Annotated in this window: 13 protein-coding genes and 1 tRNA gene; 11 read left to right on the forward strand and 3 right to left on the reverse strand. The window is 59.0% G+C overall.

Features of this window, described 5'->3' with window-relative positions; all coding sequences use genetic code 11:
- Positions 1–201 (forward strand): IS3 family transposase (locus R4P65_RS08170; RefSeq protein ID WP_317826145.1); only part of this gene is annotated, 201 nt, incomplete at its 5' end.
- Positions 202–447: 246 nt separating this feature from the next.
- Here the strand turns inward: R4P65_RS08170 and R4P65_RS08175 are convergent.
- Entirely contained in the window at positions 448–4,356 is a 3,909-nt protein-coding gene (locus R4P65_RS08175) for a hypothetical protein (protein WP_411742524.1), read from the reverse strand.
- A gap of 403 nt (positions 4,357–4,759) precedes the next feature.
- Here R4P65_RS08175 and R4P65_RS08180 point away from each other — a divergent pair, with 403 nt between their 5' ends.
- From R4P65_RS08180 to R4P65_RS08200, 5 genes are all read left to right on the forward strand, one after another.
- The gene (locus tag R4P65_RS08180) at positions 4,760–5,167 is read left to right on the forward strand and encodes a hypothetical protein (protein ID WP_317826147.1); all 408 of its coding nucleotides are present in this window, start codon (positions 4,760–4,762) and stop codon (positions 5,165–5,167) included.
- Positions 5,168–5,452: 285 nt separating this feature from the next.
- Entirely contained in the window at positions 5,453–6,118 is a 666-nt protein-coding gene (locus R4P65_RS08185; protein ID WP_317826148.1) for a DUF5819 family protein, read from the forward strand.
- 10 nt (positions 6,119–6,128) lie between these two features.
- A complete protein-coding gene (locus R4P65_RS08190) occupies positions 6,129–7,172 on the forward strand; it encodes an HTTM domain-containing protein (RefSeq protein WP_317826149.1) in 1,044 nt (347 codons plus the stop codon).
- 775 nt (positions 7,173–7,947) lie between these two features.
- Positions 7,948–8,121, forward strand: a complete 174-nt coding sequence (locus R4P65_RS08195; RefSeq protein ID WP_317826150.1) for a hypothetical protein — start codon at positions 7,948–7,950, stop codon at positions 8,119–8,121.
- Positions 8,122–8,363: 242 nt separating this feature from the next.
- The gene (locus R4P65_RS08200) at positions 8,364–8,855 is read left to right on the forward strand and encodes a hypothetical protein (protein WP_317826151.1); all 492 of its coding nucleotides are present in this window, start codon (positions 8,364–8,366) and stop codon (positions 8,853–8,855) included.
- 144 nt (positions 8,856–8,999) lie between these two features.
- Here the strand turns inward: R4P65_RS08200 and R4P65_RS08205 are convergent.
- Positions 9,000–9,075, reverse strand: a tRNA-Arg gene (locus R4P65_RS08205).
- 97 nt (positions 9,076–9,172) lie between these two features.
- Here R4P65_RS08205 and R4P65_RS08210 point away from each other — a divergent pair.
- Positions 9,173–11,308 (forward strand): cytochrome c oxidase assembly protein, encoded by a 2,136-nt coding sequence (locus R4P65_RS08210; RefSeq protein WP_317826152.1) that lies wholly within the window; start codon positions 9,173–9,175, stop codon positions 11,306–11,308.
- A 180-nt stretch (positions 11,309–11,488) separates the two neighbouring features.
- On the forward strand, positions 11,489–11,911 hold the full coding sequence (gene ssb / locus R4P65_RS08215) for a single-stranded DNA-binding protein (protein ID WP_230814026.1): 423 nt from the start codon (positions 11,489–11,491) through the stop codon (positions 11,909–11,911).
- Between the two features lie 4 nt (positions 11,912–11,915).
- Here ssb and R4P65_RS08220 read toward each other — a convergent pair whose 3' ends face one another.
- The gene (locus R4P65_RS08220) at positions 11,916–12,377 is read right to left on the reverse strand and encodes a MarR family winged helix-turn-helix transcriptional regulator (protein WP_230814024.1); all 462 of its coding nucleotides are present in this window, start codon (positions 12,375–12,377) and stop codon (positions 11,916–11,918) included.
- A 105-nt stretch (positions 12,378–12,482) separates the two neighbouring features.
- On the opposite strand from R4P65_RS08220, the gene R4P65_RS08225 reads away from it, so the two are divergent.
- The 3 genes from R4P65_RS08225 (at position 12,483) to ettA (ending at position 17,420) form a co-directional block, all read left to right on the forward strand.
- Positions 12,483–14,300: an ABC transporter ATP-binding protein gene (locus R4P65_RS08225; RefSeq protein WP_317826477.1), complete on the forward strand. Its 1,818-nt coding sequence runs from the start codon at positions 12,483–12,485 to the stop codon at positions 14,298–14,300.
- A gap of 95 nt (positions 14,301–14,395) precedes the next feature.
- Positions 14,396–15,574, forward strand: coding sequence for an acyl-CoA dehydrogenase family protein (locus tag R4P65_RS08230; RefSeq protein WP_317826153.1), 1,179 nt, complete (start codon positions 14,396–14,398; stop codon positions 15,572–15,574).
- A 166-nt stretch (positions 15,575–15,740) separates the two neighbouring features.
- Positions 15,741–17,420 (forward strand): energy-dependent translational throttle protein EttA, encoded by a 1,680-nt coding sequence (gene ettA / locus R4P65_RS08235; protein ID WP_007730925.1) that lies wholly within the window; start codon positions 15,741–15,743, stop codon positions 17,418–17,420.
- The last annotated feature ends 4 nt before the right edge of the window (positions 17,421–17,424 follow it).

Raw genomic sequence — 17,424 nt, forward strand, 5'->3', positions numbered from 1 at the left:
GCGGCGGCCGAGTCGTTCTTCGCGACCCTGAAGAACGAGATGTACTACCGGCGAACGTTCGGCACCCGGAGCCGGGCACGGTTCGCGGTCGCCGAGTACATCGAGGTGTTCTACAACCGACAACGTCTGCATTCGACGCTGGGCTATCGCACCCCCTCGGAAGCCCTCGCCGAGTATCCAAACGCAGCATCAGCTGCCTGAAACCACCGAGTCGCTGTCCAAGAACCTTGACACACTCCATTACGAGTACTTTTTTGCATCGGCCGACGAGACGCTCACAACCCGTGCCCTCGTAAGTTCACGAGGCTGAGCGCCATCGAGGATGGCGTAGTCGACTTTTACCGTCGCCTCCAACTCGGCAAGTACGAAGCCGAACAGATCCGGAAGAAAGTGGTCGACGAGCTGCAAGCCGTGAGAGTTGGTAATCCCTCCGAATTTCCTACACCGTCACCGGCAGGGTGGATCGTAAGGGAGTTCTGGCAGATATTCGGCCCACACTTCATGGGTCATGATCGGGGCAGTAATGGTGCATATCCGATTTGCTTGTACGTCCGGGTCCAAGTCCCAGAGTCGCACTGCGCCCCCTTCCCCGCCTCCGGCGAGAAAGGCCGAATCTGGATGGAACGACACGTACCACCGAGAGGCACCCAGGTTAATGATTGATCCACCGAGTCGAATCGGAATTTGTGGACTGCTGATATTCCAGAGTTGAACCGTGCCGTCGTCGCTGCCAGTTGCGAGCATTGCGCTGTCGGTGGACGAGAAAGACACGGCACGAAGGGTGCTGGAAGAGGCTCGCAGTGTTGAGACAAGTGCGGCATGGCCGGGGTCTTCTACATTCCATAAACGGACAGTCCGATCTTCGCCAGTACTCGCAAGTAGACGCCCGTCGGGACTGAAGTCCACTGTGCTGGACTGCTTTTCGTGGCCGACGAGTAAGGGGAGCGCTTCAGGGTTTGACGGGTCTCTGACGTCAAGCAACGTGACGTCGTTGCTCCCTGATGCCGCAACTGCAACAGTTTGGCCGTCCGGTGAGAATTCGGCATCGGCAATTAGATCTCCAGCGATGGGCACACGTTGACTGATCGCATGAGGCGCGCGTGGATTCGATAAGCCCCAAAGTTTGACAGAGGTATCGTCCGAACCCGTAATGAGGGTCGAGCCATCGGGGCTAATCGCCAGTGCGTAGGTGAACCTCGTTTCGAGGGACAACTCGCCCGACAGAGCCGGTTTTTCCGGATCCGAGATGTCCCAGATATAGACAGACCTTGAACTCCCCCCGGCGGTATATACAGTTTGGCCGTCCGGAGTGATCGCCAGATTGTCAATCTGGCGATTTGGAGCATTGGCCCTGCCGAGTTTCACCGGCCACCGGGGGGAAGACGTATTCCAAACTTGGAGCGTCCCATCCACACTCCCCGTAACCATCCGGGATCCGTCCTTACTGAAGCGAGGCGTCATCACTCTATCGGTGTGGGCGTCGATAACCGAGGATGGACGATTCCAAAGGCGAAGCATGCCATCTTGCCCTCCTGTCGCAACTGTCCGACCATCCGGCGAGTAGGCGGCAGTAATGACGCCACCGTTGTTTCCAGCGAGGGGTTGGCCCAATGTTCGAGGATTAGAGGGGTCGGCCAAGCTCCAGATTCTCGCTGTACCGTCCCAGCTGCCACTCAGAATCTCCGAACTGTCCGGACTGAACGCAATGGACCAAAGCGCCCCCGCATGCCCGGTAATAGGGTCGCCAAGCGCAACGGGTTGACCAGGATCAAGGACGTTCCACAGTCGAATCGATCGATCATCACTTGCTGCAGCGAGTCTGCTTCCGTCCGGGCTGAATGCGACACTGTGCGCTGATCTTTGAAATCCAGTCGACGGAGTCGACTTGAGAACTGGCTGATTCGGATTCGAAAGATCCCATAGCCAGACAGAACGATCGTCGCTGCCAGCCGCCAAAATCCGGCCGACGGGGCTGAAAGCGGTTGTGCGGACCGATGAACTCGGTCCACGGAGACTCGGCAATTCTAGGGGGAGTTGAGGGTCGCTGATGTCCCAGAGAGCGATCGTGCCGTCGTCTACAGGTGCCGCCAGTATTCTTCCATCTGGGCTGACGGAAGGCTCATAGACAGCGCTCGCGTTTACCCTTGGTTTGAGGGATGATCCGATCGCAGAGACACGTTCCGGGTCGGTAGCGTCCCAGATCCTCAGGGTTCCATCACCGCTGGCGGTGATGAGCAGATCGCCGTCCGGTGACCATATCGCAGCCGTCAGGAAGGTCGAATGCCCCTCAATGGGGTTCCCAATTCGCTTTGGTGACATCGGCTCCGATACGTCCCATAGTATTGCGGTGTGATCTGCACTCGCACTCACCAACACCTTTCCATCAGGCCTGAATCTAGTTGTATAGATAGCATTCGTATGCCCTGCAGCGAGGGTGGGTAGCGCAGAGTTCTGCGACCCGATTATCCGCGACGTTGATGCAGGATCTTCTGGCCTCAGCTGTCGAGCGACCAAGTCAAGTTGAGAAGAGATCGATGGTTCGGTGTGTTGTGTGCGGTCAGCGTTCGATAATACGGCGCGATACTCAGCGTCGGCAGCAAGCTTCTGGGATTCAGCTCGCGAGATTACAGCCAGGATAGTGACAAATGTGAGCAGCAGGACGAGCGCAGATGCCAGCGCAACGCCAATACGCCGCTTAACGCTGGCAGCACGGTGGTGCCAGACGGCGGTACGCAAGAACTGTTGCGCAGGTTCTGTGAGGGTTTCGGAATCCAGTTCCCTGACATCTTCTAATCTAGCGCCGCGCCACAATTCTTCGCCCGGAGACCCTCGGTTGCTCCATTCGCGCGCTGCAGTTTCGAAACTCTGTCGCAGAATTGATCTTTCGCGATCATTGTTAATCCACTGACTTAACCGACCCCAGGAAGAGATAACAGCCTCATGCGCGAATGTGATCGTTCCGTCGTCAAAGACATTTAACAACCTAGATTCGATCAGAGCTTCAATCACTCGCTGATTGCGTTCGAAATAGACCCTCCCGCCCACAAGCAACAGTTCGGTTTTTGCAACCAGCTGACGAGTATCTCTGGCTCCGTTCCCCACTTGAACCAAACGGACGAGCAGTGCCGGCGCGGCATTGCGCTCACTCGCTGTCAACCGGAGCCATGCACGTTCAGCTGCGGCATCCACTGAACCAGCCAATGCACCAGCTGCTTCGTACCTAGCGACAGTCAACTTCTTTGCTTTCGTGCCAGAAACCCACATGGTCTCCAGAACGTGCGACATCAGCGGTAGCGGACTCTGTCCGCGATCGGAACGGGCGGCGTCGAGATCTTGAATTATCCGTGTAGGAAGTCCGGTTTCCAGGATCACACCGGCTGCTGCTGCGGGCTTTTCAATCGCGGCAACGAGTTCGTCGTGAAGCATCGGAGCCAACACGCACTGCCGGTTTTGGAGAGCGTCCTGAAGCTGAGGGTAGTGCAAACATTCCGGAATGAAGTCGGCGCGGAGTCCGACTACAACCCGGACCAGCCTGGTAGGCGTCGACGTTTGGGCAATCAGATGTAGCCGGCGGACGAAAAGCTCTCGTTCCGCGGCATCTGTACATGCAGTGAAAATCTGCTCGAACTGATCGACGATGAGCAGAAGCGACCCGGACTCACGTCCTATTAAATGCTCGCCAAGCGCAGTATCCGCGCTGTTCAGATCGGGTTCCGCACCAAGTCCTGGGAAAAGTCGATCCAACGCACTATTGGGATGGCTTGTCGGTATCAGCGATTCGACTGCCCAATCAGTCGTGAGTCCATACCCACAGTCGAGTCCAGAGGTGGAGGCCCTGTACGCCAATCCAGCGTGCAGCAAGGAGGACTTTCCCGATCCTGATGGGGCAAACAGCACGAACAGTCCTGGCGGAGCGTTCGTGTCGGATAGCCGTGCCACAAGATCACGAAGGCTTCGCTCACGACCGAAGAACCTCGGCCCGTCTGAGCGAGTAAATGGGGAAAGACCCAGATAGGGGCATTGCCGTGGCGCGGGCGTTGGTAGCTCGGCCGATACAGGTTCTACATCAGCTTGTGCAGCTCGCCAGAGTTCTTTCCAGCCCGCCAAGCTGTAAAGACCTGTGATATCCGGCTCTTGCCTCTCCCGTGCAAGCGTGATTAGAACAATCAGGACTGCTTCAAGCGGCTCCCACCTCTGCGGTACGCGTGAACCCCGCTTCCATTCGCTAATTCGCCGAAACCCTGGCGCTTGCGCATATCGAGCAGTCGCGCGGGTAGCTACGGACTGGAGAGTTGGCGAACCCGCGCACTCAATGAGCGCCTTGAACCTCGTTGCAAAAACCTCGCGCCCGCCCACAACCTCGAACTGCCCCCTCGTTTGGAATTCCGCACTGAATCCCTCCGCGTGCGGAAAATCCTACAAATTGAATCTAGCTGCGAGGATACACGGCTCGGTCGCTGCGGAATAAGCCACAGAGGTGCGGGCTCACCGACGATCTACGTAGGCGATCACCCGATCCCCGCCAATCGCGGAAAAACGAAAGGCATCAATGGCTCTTCGAACCCTGCGCAAGGCTCACGCTTCCTGTAAGGAGGCCACCACAAGCAACTGACGGCGAGCGCTCACTTTTACCAACCCGTCACTCGTGAGTGGTGGAGGCGATGAGTAGCTCAAGCGCTGTCGATATAGACAAGACGACAGCGATAACGATTGCCAGATTCAAGCAAGAGGGCATACCGCCCCACATGAGGAGATTGATATGAAAGCAGCACGCCGAGTGGCCGTTGTCAGCACGAGCCTGGTGGCCTTGAGCCTGGTCACGGTGCCGATCGCCAGCGCAAACGAAACCACCCCCCAAAAGGTGGAGTACGTCGCCAGCGCACCTCTTTCGAGCCCAAAGCTGACTGGATTCGAAAGAGCTCTGGGTGAAGCATCGAATCCGAATCTCCAAGGTGACGCCGCTATTGAACCGCGCGCGGTTCCCGCTGCGGCACTGGCGGCACCGGCGGTCCGAGTCGGTGTTCCGGCCGCAGCCAAGGTATGGGGCAAGCGGGCCGCCGTCGCGGGCGGTGCCGCAGCGGTCGCTTCGGCGGGCGCCGAGCTGGGCAAAGACGCTTACAACGGTGCCAAGAATGTCGGCAAGAAAGTAATTGGCATCTGGAACTAGCTGTAGGCTCGCCCTGAATTGCCGCGAAGTGATTCAGGGCGAGCTAGCCCAGCTTCGCACGAAATCTCAAACTGCCAACACCGAGAACGTGCGCTACATTCAATTTTCACTCTATTTAGATCCGAAAGGAACCACCATGCCCAATGATGAGTCGAACACGAACCCGTCGCACGAAAATGATGAGACGCCAAAGAAGGCTCCAATCGATCAATGGGTTGATGGAGAAATCTCCACAACTTCAATTCTCGACCGATTACTATCATTCATCGGAATTTCTCCGAAGAAATGAAGAAGGGACACGCGATCGTCGCACTCTGCGGCGTTTTTCTGCTTACTGTGTTTTCCATGGGGACTTTTCTTTACAACATTCCGCAGGGACCTCTGCGTGAGAAAGCAAATTCTGTTGTCAAATACATGGACCCATGGCTAACTCAGAACTGGAGCCTGTTCGCACCAGATCCGCCGAGTTCTGATATCGGCATCCTGGTGCGATTTTCAGATCTCCCTGAAGGTGATGAATCACAGCCCTTCGTTGATGTGACAACGCCAGGGCTCGCATCTACGAAGGAAAAGATAATCCCACCACGGGAGTATCGAATGCTCACTTCGTCACTGGACAATTTCCTCTCGGCTGAGGACAGTGTAGTCTCCTTCCATGCCGATGCCCGGGACTTCGGGAGTCGGCTGGTCGATCGGGAAAGGCTCGTCAACGAGGTAATGGCGAGTAATGAAACCCCTGAAGAAACAAAGAGTGCCTATCTCCGCGCACGCCAAATGATGATTGAAGCCGTAAAGCACTTCTATCAGAAAACTGCGTCCAATCCGATCGACGGCAGCCGGGCTGTTCAGCTCCGTCTCGTAAATTACATTTACCCGAGATTTGAAGAAAAGAACTTACCAGAGTCGGAGAAATTTGACTTCCGCACCCTACCCTGGTGGAAAGAGGCTTAGAGTGTTGAAGATGTCTCCCACTGCGGCGATTGATGCACTGACCAGTTGGCTTTCGGTGCGCAGGTACCCTGCAATAGGGATGTCTCTGCTCCGAATAGCATACGGGGTGTGCTTTCTGATTATTCTTGCAAGCAATGCACCTCAGTGGAAGACATTGTGGGGCAGCGACTCGATCTACTCATTTCACGAAATGGTAACGGATCAGAATCGCGCCCGGAGCTTGAATTTATTTATGGCTTTCAATTCCGATTCCTGGGTCATATTCCTTCTGATCCTCTCTGCGGTCGTTGGTTTCAGCTTTATGATTGGCTTCAGAACCCGCATTTCTACGATCTTGCTCTTTTTGCTTTGCTGGTCGCTCACCGCACGCAACCCCTTCATCTCCGATGGCGGCGACAACCTAATGGCCATCGTGCTACTTCTACTCTGTTTTGCAAAAACAGCAGATTGGATGTCGGTCGATAACCTACTGAAGTCGCGCCGGACCGCCAATGGAAACCCCGAAAGGAAAAATGGCTCTCTCTCGAAATTTGAGTCATTTTCGGTAATATTGGGAAATCTGGCATGGATGGCTTTACTTGTTCAGGTGTGCATCCTGTACACCACATCAGGATTGGCCAAAGTTCAAGGCACTTTATGGCAGGACGGAACCGCGGTCTACTACATACTGCGGACCGCAGAATTTTCCACGTGGCCCGCGTTGTCGGATCTAATTATCGGAAACGGATATTTGACAACTACAGCGTCATACATGACGGTACTGGTTCAAGTCTTCTTTCCATTCCTGATATTTAATCGACACCTGAAGGTCCCCACTATCGCAGTGTTGGTGGGAATGCATGCTGGAATTGGAATCTTTATGGGCCTCCCAGTATTTGCACTTGTAATGATTGGTACAGAGATGATTTTCTTGCCCGATTCCTTTTGGCGCAAACTGCAAAGCCGAATACACGCAGTCCAGAAACAACCCTCAACCATGCATGATTCCACGCCCGAGAACTCGGGGAACGATAGCCCCTCGCCTGCGAGACTGCGCGAATCAGCCCAGGCCTGACGCCCCGGTGTCCTTTTCGTAATCTTGGTCGCGCGACATAGCGCTATTGCCATCTTCTGGCTCGGTCGCCGCCCTTCGCGATCACCAGGGCCAATCAGGCTCCCGTACTTTATGAATTACACATCGGCGAAGGAGCCTGATCGTGACATCTAAGCCGTCTGAGGCGTCCCGAAACGTGATGGACAGTATTCAGCATGCGCTAGGCGTCAACATTGTTGACATCGGCGCTTGGCTGGGGCCAGCGGTTGCGTCCGCTTGGATATGGATGTCCTTTCTGACCGGCCAAACCCTCGATGAGCTTCCGTCCCCACTTGAGTGGCTCCACAATTTGCTCTCGGATCTTGGAATAACCACGGCCTGGCCGGAAACTGCTCAAATATGGCTCGTTGACCGGCCAATCCTATTCTGGGTCGCGATCGCGGCGGCCACATACGCAGCAGGGCGCGAACTAGTCACTCGCTCATCCACGGCCACGATCACCTGGGGCGCACTCATCTTTGCGGCGTGCATCAGGACCCCGCTTACCACATGTTTGTGGTTCCTTGGGATCACAGCGGCGTTTGCGTTAGCAGCACAACTCCTTGACCTTCGCGGTGGAGGAAAGTTCGAACCTCGTTGGTACACGATGCGGTGGATTGCTGGACCAGGCTTGACAATCGGGGTTGTTGTCACGAGTCCGCTCCTTCTATTTCTTGCGGCCGCCGCACCCTATCGTGATGGCGCTCTACCACGGCAGCGTGGCTCAGAGCTCGGGGTCGAACTGAGTGACCTGAACGTGCCGTTGACTGAAGTCAGCACCAGCGACGTTCTCGGATACATGGCCCGGGTGCTGCTGTTAGGAGACGACAAGGATCGCGCAGCGGCGTACGACGCGATCCAGTACAACGTCCAATTTCTCGGCAAACGAAAAGCTGTCGGCACCGGTCGACACACTACGAGTTGGCGGTAGTGGGTGCCGACACCAGTATTCGGAGGTCGTCACCGATCTTCTTGACGACCCCACCGTCGAGCAGGCGCTGCCTCGACTGGAGGTGGAGTCGTCACACCACGTGCGGAGGTCGGCCTCAAAGCCGCAATGATCAGGCGCGGAAAGTCACCTGATGCTGCAGGCGGAAACCTATTCGGGCCGGGCGGCGTCAGAAGACCAACAACTGCCAACAGAAAGCTGTCCTCATTCGGGTCGTCGAGGAATTGGTCGAGGATCACTACCGTACCGTGCAGTTGGACCGGAGACTTGCGGATCAAATCGAAGCCATGGTGCGCGATGATGTGCAGGCATTCCGACAAGCGGCAGACGCCGAGCGGCGCACGCTGGGCACTCAGAAGGAGCGCTTGGAAAATGAGCGAATGCGACTTCTGCAGGCTCACTACGCGGGGGCCGTGCCCGTCGATCTTCTGAAGCAAGAGCAGGATCGGATCGCGCGTGGTCTTGCTGGAATCGAGCAACGCCTCGTCGCGTCGGCCCTGCAGTTCGACGCGTTTGACGCGTCTCTACGACGAGCCATTGACTACGCCGTCAACTGCTCGGTCGGTTATCGACATGCCGGTACTGTGCCGGGATGCTTACAGGTGCGGCGACTCTTCAATCAGGCGTTTTCGTCAAAATATTGGTCGACGAGGATACGGTTCGTGTCGAGTTGGCTGAACCGTTCCGGACGCTACTCGGAGCCGAAGCGGCGATAGCAGCGCGACGTCACGCCCAAGTGGCAGCAGTAGATAACGAAGTGGATGTCGTCGACGCGGCGCCCGAATCTGCCCCGTCCGCAACGGACGAAAGCGAAAACGAAAAACCTACGACTCGTGTCGTAGGTTTGAAATTGGCTACTTTGGTGCCCCCGGCAGGATTCGAACCTGCGACCAAGAGATTAGAAGGCTCTTGCTCTATCCCCTGAGCTACGGAGGCGCGTGGAACATCATACTCGAGGGTTCGGGATGTGACGCGCGCCGCCCAACTCCGACGCATTGTCGTAGTCGGTTCGCGAAGGTCCTACCCTTGAGGTATGGCTACACCCGACCTCGCGCCGACAGATTCCCCACCGGAGTCCACTCCGCACAGCGGTGCACCCGCTTCTTCGACTGCCATATTCGTGGTCAGTGGACTCATCGCAGGGCTCACCGCAGCCGTTGTGGTGGGATTCTCCGCGTCGCAGGCATTGACTCTTCTGGGTATCCCGGATCCAGGGCCGATCACCACATACGGCCTGCCCGCGATGCGCGCATTGGGGGAAATCGCCGCGGTCATCGCGATCGGGTCACTGCTGCTGGCCGCGTTCTTCGTGCCACCGCAGAAGTCGGGCGTCCTCGACGTCGACGGCTATCGAGCAGTCCGAACCGCATCGCACGCCGCGATCGTGTGGGCAATCTGTTCGTTCATGATGGTGCCTCTGACGCTCTCAGACACGTCGGGTCAGCCGTTTGCCGAAGCCATCAAACCGGCAAACCTCTGGTCGGGACTCGATCAGGTCGAGATCGCCGGCGCCTGGCGCTGGACGGCAATCATCGCGGTTGTTCTCGCGATCCTGGCCCGGCTGACACTGCGCTGGTGGTGGACTCCGCTCCTGCTGCTGGTCGGTCTCCTCGGCCTCATGCCGCTCGCTCTCACCGGTCACTCGTCTTCGGGCGGATCGCATGACATCGCTACCAACAGCCTGATCCTGCACCTCGTGGCGGCTTCGCTCTGGGCCGGCGGCTTGTTCGCGCTACTGGCCCACGCCAGGCGCCGCGGAGATTACACCGACGTAGCAGCCCGACGCTTTTCGACGGTCGCATCCATCTGCTTCGTCGTCATGGGATTCAGTGGCGTGATCAATGCGATCGTCCGCCTGCCTCTCGACGACGTATTCACCACGACGTACGGACGACTGATCGTCGCCAAAACCGTTGCACTGATCATCCTCGGGTTCTTCGGTTGGGCTCAACGGAGTCGGGCGCTGCCGGCATTGGCCGAGAACCCGAAGAGCCGCTCTGCTCTGATTCGATTTGCCGGCGCTGAAGGCATTGTGATGGCCGCGACCATCGGTCTCGCGATCGGCCTCGGTCGTACTCCGCCGCCCCCGCCGCTCTCGATTCCCTCGATCCCTGAGGTCGAACTCGGCTACAACCTTCCGGACCCGCCGTCGTTCATGGCGTTCGTGACGGACTGGCGATTCGACCTCATGTTCGGCACCGCCGCCGTTGCTGCGGCGATTCTGTACGGCATCGGCCTGCGCAAGCTGGCCAAGCGTGGAGATTCCTGGCCCGTCGGCCGAACCATCGCCTGGATGAGCGGTTGCGCGGTGCTCCTGATCGCTACGTCGTCCGGTGTCGGCAAGTACGCGCCGGCAGTCTTCAGCGTTCACATGGGCGCGCATATGGCGCTGTCGATGTTGGGCCCAGTCCTGCTGGTTCTGGGTGCGCCGATCACTTTAGCTCTGCGGGCCCTCGATCCGGCAGGCAAGGACGGCGTGCCAGGCATTCGCGAGTGGATTCTGACCGCGCTGCACAGCCCGTTCTCGCGTTTCATCACCCACCCGATCGTGGCGGCAGTTCTCTTTGTCGGCGGTTTCTACGCGCTGTACCTCGGCGGAATCTACGGTGCGACGGTCGACTCGCACAGCGCTCACCTGCTGATGAACCTGCACTTCATCCTCAGTGGCTATCTCTTCTACTGGGTGGCGATCGGAATCGACCCGTCACCGCGTCAATTGCAGCCGGTGACCAAGCTGGCAATGGTCTTCGGCTCACTTCCGTTCCATGCTTTCTTCGGTGTGGCATTGATGAGCACCACGGCCGTAATGGGCGGTGCGTACTTCCGTTCGCTCGGCCTGGGCTGGAACAACGACCTGATCGGCGATCAGCAGTTGGGCGGCAGCATCGCCTGGGCGACCGGCGAGATCCCGCTCATGGTGGTCATGCTCGCGCTTCTGGTTCAGTGGTCGCGCAGTGACGGCAGGACGGCGCGCCGAACCGACCGTGCGGCTGAACGTGACCACGACGCCGACCTCGCCGCACACAACGCGATGTTCGCCGAATTGGCCAGGCGAGACCGCGAAGGGTGGAAACCCCGTGAGGCTGCTGACGCGGAGACTGCCGGCGAGGACACTGCCGACGGGGCGTCTAGCGAGAAGAAATCCGACGAATCCACCACTAGCACTTAGCTCCGACACTGCCCGGGCCATTCGGTCCGGGTAGTGCTGTTTTCCACAGCTGTCCCGCCTGTACACAGGTCGAAGTCGATCTCTCGCTCTACGCCTTTGCCGTTCCACAATCGAAGCTGCCGACGCAATGATCGGCCCCGTGGCAGTTGGCGGGTTCTGGAGTTCGAAGGGGGATCGGATATGTACGAAACGCATGCAACCGTTGTCGGAACCGTCATCACGAATCCGGTGAAGCGGCAGACCACCAATGGTGAAGAAGTGCTGAGCTTTCGGATGGCGAGCAACACACGCCGCAAAGACGCGGTGACGGGAGAGTGGACGGACGGAGCGACCCTGTATCTCACAGTCAGCTGCTGGCGACGGTTGGTCACCGGCGTCGGCGCATCGATCATGAAGGGTGATCCGGTAATGGTGGCGGGGGAGTTGCGCACCAACGAGTACACGACCAAGGAGGGTGTGCCTCGTTCCGATCTCGAACTGCGGGCGACGGCAGTAGGCGCCGACCTTGCTCGTTGCATCTCGAAGATCGAGCGTCAGAGCAAGTCGACGTCAGCGGAGAACACGGAGAACACGGAGGACGCAGTCGACACCGTCGCTGCGTGAGGACTCAGGCCGAGGGTGTCGGGCAGTCGCGGGGCCGAGAGCAATCGTGCCCCGCGTCCACTCGCTCGAGGAGTTCTGTGAGAGTGGCTCGCTCCGACTCGTCGAGGTCGTCGAACACATCCGAGGATTCGCGTCGTTGAGCTTTCGCGACGTCCGCAGCCAGGGCAGCGCCGGCGTCGGTCAACTCGAGCAGCACTGCTCGCCGATCGTTCGGGTCGGGAGTGCGGCGCACCCATCCGGCATCTTCGAGGGAATCCACGACGTCGGTCGCCGACCGCGGAACTATGCGCAATCGCTCGGCAAGAAAACCGAGTCGAACCGGTTCGCCCACTCGGGTCAGCACTCGCAGCGCTCGGCTTTGCGACGGCGAGAGGCTGAATGGTTCCAGCGCTGCCACTTGGCGTCGGCGGATGAGCCGTGCCACGGACATCACGACGTCGGTGAGTTCGCGCTCTCGGGAATGCATGGCGCCAGTCTAGCGTTATTGGTGTCAGCCTCATAGTGAGGTAACCTCATCAATATGAAACTAGGGTGAGAAAGCCTCCAGGAGGTAAACGTGAAACCAGATCACATGCGAAACATCGAGCGAACCGCTGTCGAGATCGCTCCGGCGGAATCCGTACCGGCAAAGCGCGTACTCGGACTGTTCGCGCCGTACCGAACTCAGATCGCCATCGTCACCGCGGTCATCACACTCAGCGCGATCGTCGCGTTGGGCAGTCCGCTGCTCCTACGCGAAATGCTCGACAAGGCGATCCCGGACAAGAACCTCGGACTCGTCAGTGTTCTGGCCATCGGCATGATCGCCATTGCCGTGATCACGAGCTGTCTCGGCGTGGCGCAAACCTGGATGTCCAACAGCATCGGCCAGAAACTGATGCACCAACTGCGCGTGCGGGTCTACTCGCACCTGCAGAATCAGTCCCTCGGATTCTTCGCTCGAACCCGAACCGGCGAAGTTCAGTCGCGCATTGCCAACGACATCGGCGGTATGCAGTCGGTGGTCACCAACACGGCAACGTCCATCGCGCAGAATGCTACGACAGTAGCGGCCACGATTGTTGCTCTGTTCCTTCTGGATTGGCGACTCGCCATCTTCTCGCTGGCGATCTTGCCGGTGTTCATCCGTATCGCACGCAAGATCGGTGACGAGCGTCGCAAGATCTCGGGCAAGCGGCAGAAGCTGCTCAGTGATTTGTCGGTCCAGGTTGAGGAATCTCTCTCCGTCAGCGGCATTCTCCTCGGCAAGACGACCGGCGCGAAGTCGGCTCTGACGGATCGATTCACCGAGCGTTCAGTGGAAGTCGCGGACGTCGAACTCCGGGCCATGATGGCCGGCAAGTGGCGCATGGCGACCATGTCGATCACCTTCGCGGCCATGCCCGCACTGGTCTACTGGTTTGCCGGTTTCACTCTCGATCACGGCAATACCATCACCGTCGGCACCCTCGTCGCATTCACCACACTGCAAACACAATTGTTCCGACCCACCATGATGCTGCTCAACACGGGTGTCGAGGTGCAGAGCTCGATGGCACTGTTCAGTCGCGTGTTCGAGTACCTGGATCTGCCGATCGACATCGCGGATCCGGAAGAGCCGAAGAGCTTCGATCGCACCAAGATGTCCGGCGAACTTCGGTTCGACCACGTCGACTTCTCGTATCCAGGAACCGACAGCAAGACTCTCGACAACATCGACCTCACGGTCCCAGCCGGCGGAACCTTGGCGCTGGTCGGCTCCACCGGTTCGGGCAAGACCACTCTCGGATACTTGGCCGCACGTCTGTACGACCCGACTGCGGGATCGGTGAGAATCGACGACGTCGATCTGCGGGACCTCGATCTGGCGACGGTCTCCGACCTGGTGGGCGTGGTGTCGCAGGAGACATACCTCTTCCACACGACGATTCGTGAGAACCTGCGGTTCGCGAAACCCGACGCCACCGACGCCGAGATCGAGCTGGCAGCGCGCATCGCTCAGATTCACGAGTTCATTTCCGGTCTCGACGACGGGTACGACACCATGGTCGGCGAGCGCGGCTACCGATTCTCCGGCGGTGAGAAACAGCGCATCGCGATCGCGCGCACAGTTCTGCGGAATCCGCCGATCCTCGTCCTCGACGAGGCGACGAGCGCCCTGGACAATCGCACCGAACGTGCGTTGCAGGACGCGCTCGACGAGCTGATGGTCGGACGCACCACTCTTGTTGTAGCGCACAGGCTTTCCACGGTTCGAGATGCGGACCTCATTGCGGTCCTCGACCGGGGCGTGGTTGTGGAAAAGGGCACTCACGACGAACTGGTGCAACAAGGCGGGCGGTACGCACAGCTGCTTGCGGCCTCGGGTAATGACGCAGTCGAACTCCCGTCGGAACTGCAGACCGTGTGAGTGCAAGAAATATCGGCCATTTCACTTCCGCAAATTTCTAGAACGTGTTCTACTTTAATGGTCGTGGGTCGACTATCAGTGGAGGCGGAAAAATCATGGGTCAGGTTCTGGACAACATCTCACAGTTCGCCGACGAGATCCGCGCCGACGGAGTCGAGGGCGACAAGCTGATGCGCTTGACGGACGGCAGCGCGAAGCGCCTGCGCGACTCCGGCGTCATCCGGATGTTCCAGCCGAAGGAGTTCGGAGGCCTCGAGGCGCATCCGCGTGAATTCGCCGAGACGGCAATGGCTATCGGCGCGATGGACGGTGCCACCGGCTGGGTCAGCGGCATCGTCGGTGTTCATCCGTGGGAGCTTGCGTTCTTCGACCGCAAGGCTCAGGAAGAGGTGTGGGGAACCGATCCCGATACGTGGATGGCGTCACCGTATGCGCCGATGGGCGTGGCGAGGCCGGTCGAGGGTGGCTACATCCTCAATGGTCGCTGGTCGTTCTCCTCGGGTACCGATCATTGTGACTGGATCATGATCGGCGCGATGGTCGGTGACGAGTCCGGTAAGCCGTTGATGCCCCCGAAGATTCTGCACGTACTGCTGCCGCGCTCCGATTACGACATCGACCAGGACAGCTGGAATGTCGTGGGTCTGCGCGGAACCGGGTCGAAGGACCTGATCGTCAAGGACGCGTTCTTGCCCACCTACCGCACGATCGACGCCGGAAAGGTGTTCGACGGGACGGCGTGGAAGGAAGCGGGCCGTACGGAGACGTTGTACAAGTTCCCGTTCTCGTGCATTTTCCCGCTGGGTATTACCTCGTCGTTGATCGGTATCGCCGAAGGTGCGTTGGCGTGCAACATGGCTGCGCAGCGTGAGCGTGTGACGGTCAGTGGTGTTCCGATCAAGGAAGATCCGTACGTGCTGTTCGCGATCGGTGAGGCGGCGGCCGAGATCGCTGCTTCTCGGGCTGCGATCTTGGAGACGGTGGATCGTTTCTGGGACATGACCGAGAAGGGGCAGGAGGTTTCGTTCGAGCTTCGTGCGATCGGTCGGCGTACGCAGACTGCTGCTGCGTGGCGGGCGGTGCGGGCGGTGGATGAGATCTTTGCTCGTTCCGGTGGTGGCGCTTTGCAGTTGAACACGCCGATGCAGCGGTTCTGGCGTGATGCGCATGCCGGTTTGGCGCATGCGATCCACGTACCCGGTTCGATTTTCCATTCGTCGACGCTCTCGCAGCTTGGCGGCGAACCAAAGGGCATCCACCGGGCAATGATCTGAGCCGTCCGCGGGGCACTCGGAAGTCGCCCAATCGCGGTTTTGATGGGGGTCGAGAAGCATGTCGACGAATCTGGTCGATGACCTCGGACTGTCCGCAGAACCCGCATCGGTGTGAGCGCCAACGCGCAATGTGGGTTATAGGACAAACACCGATAGGCTGGCGGCCATGGCTGAGTTCATTTACACGATGAAGAAGGTGCGCAAGGCGCACGGTGACAAGGTCATCCTCGATGACGTCACGATGAGCTTTTACCCCGGCGCGAAGATCGGTGTCGTCGGACCGAACGGCGCTGGTAAATCCAGCATCCTCAAGATCATGGCCGGACTGGACCAGCCGGGCAACGGCGAGGCATTCCTGGCTCCGGGCGCGACCGTCGGCATCCTCATGCAGGAGCCGGAGCTCGACGAGACCAAGACCGTTCGCGAGAACGTCGAGGACGGCCTCGGTGAGACGATGGTCCAGCTCAAGCGGTACAACGAGATCGCCGAGCTGATGGCCACGGATTACTCCGACGAGCTCATGGAAGAGATGGGCGAACTGCAGGAGAAGCTCGATCACGCAGACGCGTGGGAGATCGACTCGCAGCTCGAGCAGGCTATGGATGCCCTGCGCTGCCCCCCGCCGGAAGAGATGGTCACCCATCTCTCCGGTGGTGAGAAGCGACGCGTTGCACTCTGCAAGCTGCTGCTGAGCAAGCCCGATCTCCTGCTCCTCGATGAGCCCACCAACCACCTCGACGCAGAATCGGTTCTGTGGCTCGAGCAGCACCTCGCTGCTTACCCCGGCGCAATCCTCGCCGTGACCCACGATCGTTACTTCCTCGATCACGTCGCGCAATGGATCTGTGAAGTCGACCGCGGACGCCTGTACCCGTACGAGGGCAACTACTCCACCTACCTGGAGCAGAAGGCTGCACGCCTCGAAGTTGCAGGCAAGAAGGATCAGAAGCTGCAGAAGCGTCTCAAGGACGAACTCGCCTGGGTTCGTTCCGGCGCCAAGGCCCGTCAGGCCAAGAACAAGGCTCGTCTCGATCGCTATGAAGAAATGGCGAACGAAGCCGAGAAGACCCGCAAGCTCGACTTCGACGAGATCCAGATCCCGGCACCGCCGCGTCTGGGTGACGTGGTCGTGGAGGTCTCGAACCTCGACAAGGGCTTCGACGGTCGCGTTCTGATCAAGGACCTCTCGTTCACGTTGCCGCGCAACGGAATTGTCGGCGTCATCGGCCCCAACGGTGTCGGTAAGACGACGCTGTTCAAGACCATCGTCGGTCTCGAGGAGCCTGATGCCGGTGAGGTCAAGATCGGTCAGACGGTCAAGCTGAGCTACGTCGACCAGAACCGTTCCGGCATCGACCCCAAGAAGACGGTCTGGGAGACCGTGTCCGACGGGCTCGATTTCATCGTCGTCGGCCAGACCGAGTTCCCGTCGCGCGCGTACATCAGCTCGTTCGGTTTCAAGGGCCACGATCAGCAGAAGCCGGCCGGCGTTCTCTCCGGTGGTGAGCGCAACCGCCTGAACCTAGCGATGACGCTCAAGCAGGGCGGCAACCTGATCCTGCTCGATGAGCCCACCAACGACCTCGACGTCGAAACCCTCGGCTCGCTGGAGAACGCTCTCGAAGAGTTCCCCGGCTGCGCCGTCGTGATCTCGCACGATCGCTGGTTCCTGGACCGCACCTGTACCCACATCCTCGCGTGGGAAGGTGGCTTCGGCGACAACGAGGCTGCTTGGTACTGGTACGAAGGCAACTTCGAGGGCTACGAGGCGAACAAGGTCGAGCGACTCGGCCCCGACGCCGCCCGCCCGCACCGCGTCACTCACCGCAAGCTCACCAGGGACTGATCCG

Origin of the sequence: Rhodococcus sp. IEGM 1318 (assembly GCF_033142465.1) — a bacterium.
Classification (GTDB): domain Bacteria; phylum Actinomycetota; class Actinomycetes; order Mycobacteriales; family Mycobacteriaceae; genus Rhodococcus_F; species Rhodococcus_F qingshengii_B.

What these genes read in the sequence shown, in the direction of transcription:
- R4P65_RS08180 (WP_317826147.1), top strand. Translation starts at nt 4,760, where the DNA reads ATGAAAGCAGCACGCCGAGTGGCCGTTGTCAGCACGAGCCTGGTGGCC.
- R4P65_RS08185 (WP_317826148.1), top strand. Translation starts at nt 5,453, where the DNA reads ATGAAGAAGGGACACGCGATCGTCGCACTCTGCGGCGTTTTTCTGCTT.
- R4P65_RS08190 (WP_317826149.1), top strand. Translation starts at nt 6,129, where the DNA reads ATGTCTCCCACTGCGGCGATTGATGCACTGACCAGTTGGCTTTCGGTG.
- R4P65_RS08210 (WP_317826152.1), top strand. Translation starts at nt 9,173, where the DNA reads ATGGCTACACCCGACCTCGCGCCGACAGATTCCCCACCGGAGTCCACT.
- ssb (WP_230814026.1), top strand. Translation starts at nt 11,489, where the DNA reads ATGTACGAAACGCATGCAACCGTTGTCGGAACCGTCATCACGAATCCG.
- R4P65_RS08220 (WP_230814024.1), bottom strand. Translation starts at nt 12,377, where the DNA reads ATGCATTCCCGAGAGCGCGAACTCACCGACGTCGTGATGTCCGTGGCA.
- R4P65_RS08225 (WP_317826477.1), top strand. Translation starts at nt 12,483, where the DNA reads ATGCGAAACATCGAGCGAACCGCTGTCGAGATCGCTCCGGCGGAATCC.
- R4P65_RS08230 (WP_317826153.1), top strand. Translation starts at nt 14,396, where the DNA reads ATGGGTCAGGTTCTGGACAACATCTCACAGTTCGCCGACGAGATCCGC.
- ettA (WP_007730925.1), top strand. Translation starts at nt 15,741, where the DNA reads ATGGCTGAGTTCATTTACACGATGAAGAAGGTGCGCAAGGCGCACGGT.